This window comes from Flavobacterium sp., assembly GCF_044368625.1.
Classification (GTDB): Bacteria; Bacteroidota; Bacteroidia; order Flavobacteriales; family Flavobacteriaceae; genus Flavobacterium.
The window spans coordinates 1-4,111 of the sequence record NZ_JBIPPD010000253.1 but is presented as its reverse complement, the minus strand read 5'-3'; the positions used below and the strand labels follow the sequence as shown (position 1 = coordinate 4,111).

The following is a 4,111-nucleotide window of genomic DNA, read 5'->3' as shown; positions in this document are numbered from 1 at the left end:
GGGAATTCTTTTACTAGATTGAGTATATTTTGACCTTTAAAATTATCCATAATTCAGTATTTAAAGGAACTAATATACGGAATTTAACTTAATAACTCAATAAAATTAATTAACGAAGCCGAAATAAAAAACTTACGCAAAGAAGATATTGCTACCGTAAAGGAAATGATTACGGAAAGTTCGGCTCAAATTTCTAAAGTATTCCGTAAGACGAATGTGCTGTATTCCAACTTGATTGACAACTTAAACCAACAAGATTTAGCTCAATTAAAACAAAATAAGAAAGACCAAAAGAAACTTGAAAAAGAAATTGATGAATTGAAAAGCAATGTTTTCTATTTCATTAAAAATCTCGACGACAGTTCTGTTGAAGCCAGTAAATTTTACATTCTGATATTGGGTTATTTGCAAGACATGGTTCAATCTATCGATTTTATTACTGATAATTGTTATTCGCATGTGAACAACAATCACAAACAATTAAAATTTAACCAAATACGCGATTTAAAAAAAATAGACGGTCAGCTGCAACATTTATTGCAATTACTTGAAGACAGTTTTAAAACAGAAGATTTCTATAAAATTGACTTGATCTTAAGCGAAAAACAAATGCTTCTGGATACAGTTTCGGAATTAATTTCTAAACAAATTCACAGAATCAGAACCACAGAAACAAGTCCAAAAAACAGCAAACTTTATTTTGCTTTACTTTTAGAAACAAATGATTTAGTAAAGTCAATTATGAATTTATTGGAATTATTCAAAGAATTCAACGAACTCAATAAAGAATAAATGGAGGTTTAATGCAATAAACCCCATCCCTTTTTAATCCCTAAAACAAAATCAAAGAAAAACGATTTTTGAGTTCGAATTACAAAATTTTCTTTGACTTGCTCGGTTCTAAAAAAAACAATTCCCCACTGAAACGTGTCAATCGTGACCGTTACTTTGGGGTGTTTTTTTATTATTTCCCAAGCTTGTTCCATATCTTTTGACCAATGAATGTCGTCAAAAATCCAAACGCTTTCGTTGGTCGTAGTGGGGAGTAAATTTTCGAAATATTCCAATGTGGCTTTTTGAGAATGATTGCCGTCGAAAAATGTCAGTTGACCGCTTTGAGTAGCAGTTGCGGTTTTCAAATAAGCCGAAAACTCCGTATTAACGCAAGTCACGTTATTGATATTGAATTTTTGCAGATGCAAATAACATTGCTTCATTGTGTTGGGACAACCTTCCAAAGTTGTTATTTGCGAAATGTTCGGCAAAGCTAAAGCGGATGTTGCTAGTCCTAACGAAGTTCCGATTTCTAATACGTTTTTTGGCTGAAAATAACGAACAATTCTAAAAAGCAATTGGGCTCTTTTGGATGAAATTCCTGCATTTTTGGCAATATCAATAATTGTTCTTGTGTTGGATTTAAAAACGCGCGAACCTGCTCCAAAGTCGGTTACTTCTATGCTGTTCTTGTTTTTCAACAGCGCATTTCTGTATTGTTTTAAAACCCGATATTCTGGATACTGATATGCATCATAAAAACAGTTGCGTACCAAATTAAACACAAAAGGCGAATGTACGCCGTGAGCGTTTGTCGAATTCCAAATAAATTTAAAATAGGATTTAAACAGGTGTTGCATCATTTTTAATCTCCAGCGAAGATACAAAAATGGATTGAGCAGAGAAGTAGATGTCGGGTTGGTTTTTTCTCTTTCAAAAAGCTGTGTTGCACTAATTTTCAATTTGAAATAGGATGTTGTGATTTTCCTTTGCGTGAGGGATAGAAGAGAAAAGCCCACAGCGAGGAACGAGCGAGGACTTGAAACGCATAGCCCGACCACAACCTTTGCCTTTGGTCTCGTCCTGAAAGGCGAAACCAAAGGCAAAGGTTGCGGTCACGCCCAAAAAAAAATGAATTGACTACTCAATAAGTATAGTTAAACGGCTAAGGAAAATAAGTTAACCGAGAGAATGATAAAGATTTAAAACGATTCGCCGTCGTTGAAATAAAACGTCTTAGAATCCCGACCCAATCCGAAGTTAACCAAAAAATTGGTTAAGGTTTTCTTGTCGAGTAATATGCGAAGCCCTACTCCAACGGCGGGTTGAAAAACTGAAAACAAAGGTGTTTTTCCTTCCAAATCGCTTGCGGTTGTGGCATTGACAAACAATGTTCCACTGATGAGTTGGTTTCGTGTAATAGGAAATCGGTATTCGGTTTCAAAAGTGATTAATTCGGCACCACGAAACAAGCCTTGGGTATATCCTTTTCCGCTTCGGCTATTGGCGTCCCAACCAATGGATGGCAAATTCAAATAGGGCAAATTTCCGCTGGTCAAAAACTGTCCATACGTCCAAAATGCCAAAACGTGTTGCTTGTTAATGGCACTCAACGGCACAAAATATCGGGCATCAAGCGATAATGTGGTGCTTTGTTGTTGGCTTTCTTGGTAGTTGGGGTTGAAACGGTAATTTAAGTTTACAAACAATCCGTTGTTGGTATTGATCAAATTGTCTCGTGAATCAAACATCAAATTCAAACTCGCTCCTGCAACAGCATAATGTTTGTCGTTGAAACTGTTTTTTTGAGAATACTCATAATGATGTGTAAAAACTTGATTTTCTACCTCTAATAATTCGTCTTGAATGTTGCTGTAACTATCGATGTGGATGCCGCCACCTACATAAAATAAGGGCAAAACTCGGTAAGAAGCCGTTTGGTGAAATTTAAAATAATTGTATTTCACAGGTTGTTCAATGGCTTCGAAACTAAAATAATCAAATTCGTCTCCGTAGGGAACAATGTTGGTACTCAGTCCAAAATTAGACTGCGAAAAAACAAAATACCGGTAATCGCCACTCAAAAAAAATGCATCTTCCTTGAGATACATATTGTTTTTAGCATAAATCAAAATTTGTTTTTTGGTGCTGTACGAAGCTCCACCGGCAATTAGTGAGATTCTATCGGCTTGATTTTTTTTGAAACTGTATTGGGAAATAAATCCAAATGTAAATCCGTTAGCAGGCTGGTAACCCAAGGTCGGCAAGACAATCAAACTTGATTTTGAAGTGTCGATTTCAGTTGCTCGGTTGGCTTTCTTTTTAAATAAATCATAGAACGTGACAAGCGGAACGAAATCTTTTTTGATCTCTTTATTTTCTTCTTGCGAAAAAGAAAAAGAACCAGTCAACAACAAAAGAAAAAGTGAAGCTCTTGATTTAAAAATAGTCGTAAAATTCATAAATGGGTAGTGCATTTTAAAACAACTTCATTTAAAATCATTTGTCTCAAATGTAATTGATGTTCTACCGTATTGCCTTACACAATTTTAAGAAATGATTATACAATTGATTGTGAATTATTGTGAGATAAACACCTATAAATAAAATCGATACCATATATTACCGCTAAAAAATCACTTTTACATGTATAAAAATTTAGCTCATAAGATTTGCAAAAAAAGTTTTTGAAAGTTCAAGTTATAAGTGCAACAGACAAATCAAAAACACTTGGAGAAATAATTCACGAGGCTAAAGCGTACGTTAAAAACCACAGTGTGAGTTTATCTAAACTTGTAGAAAACTATCTCAATTCTCTAACAAGAACTTCAAAAATGCAGACAACTGTTAATCCTTTAGTGGAAAGTTTGACTGGAATAATTCCTTCTGAATATGATGAGAAAAAGGATTATGGAAAATTTGAGTCTTTTTTTGGAAGAAAGGTTTGCAATCTTTTTTGATTGTATTTGGGAAATAGTAATGAGAAAGAAGCTTTCGAATATTTACTAAAAACAGTTTGATAGCGAAGGTTAGTTTTGGTAATATAAAAGTTGTAAAAACATTAGACAAGAGTATTGCAAAAAAACAGCTATATCAATTACCGTAAATTGAAATAAATAGATTAGAAAATCATTTAATTACTGGTGTAAAAAAACCCGCAACAACACCTCTGTCATTGCGGATTTCTCTATATCTTAATGAACCTTAATCTCTTAATGGTTCAAAATGGTTTAATAGTCAAAAATAGTTGGTAAAACAGCTGTTAAGCATTATAAAATTTGACGTTTCCAAAAGTTTATTGAAATTCGTTTCAATAAACTTTTTTTATTTATGAAAA

At 33.7% G+C, this 4,111-nt stretch carries 4 protein-coding genes; 2 read left to right on the top strand and 2 right to left on the bottom strand.

The genetic code is table 11. From position 1 onward, the window contains the following. Window positions 1–165 precede the first annotated feature (165 nt). Complete coding sequence (locus tag ACIQ2X_RS14320) at window positions 166–792, top strand: hypothetical protein (RefSeq protein ID WP_396179626.1); 627 nt, start codon at window positions 166–168, stop codon at window positions 790–792. An 8-nt stretch (window positions 793–800) separates the two neighbouring features. Here ACIQ2X_RS14320 and ACIQ2X_RS14315 read toward each other — a convergent pair whose 3' ends face one another. Together ACIQ2X_RS14315 and ACIQ2X_RS14310 are read right to left on the bottom strand one after the other, a co-directional pair. Beyond that, window positions 801–1,634 (bottom strand): O-methyltransferase, encoded by an 834-nt coding sequence (locus ACIQ2X_RS14315; protein WP_396179627.1) that lies wholly within the window; start codon window positions 1,632–1,634, stop codon window positions 801–803. A 342-nt stretch (window positions 1,635–1,976) separates the two neighbouring features. After that, the gene (locus tag ACIQ2X_RS14310) at window positions 1,977–3,236 is read right to left on the bottom strand and encodes a BamA/TamA family outer membrane protein (RefSeq protein ID WP_396179624.1); all 1,260 of its coding nucleotides are present in this window, start codon (window positions 3,234–3,236) and stop codon (window positions 1,977–1,979) included. Window positions 3,237–3,461: 225 nt separating this feature from the next. On the opposite strand from ACIQ2X_RS14310, the gene ACIQ2X_RS14305 reads away from it, so the two are divergent. Then, window positions 3,462–3,734: a DUF6364 family protein gene (locus tag ACIQ2X_RS14305; RefSeq protein ID WP_396179622.1), complete on the top strand. Its 273-nt coding sequence runs from the start codon at window positions 3,462–3,464 to the stop codon at window positions 3,732–3,734. Window positions 3,735–4,111 lie beyond the last annotated feature (377 nt).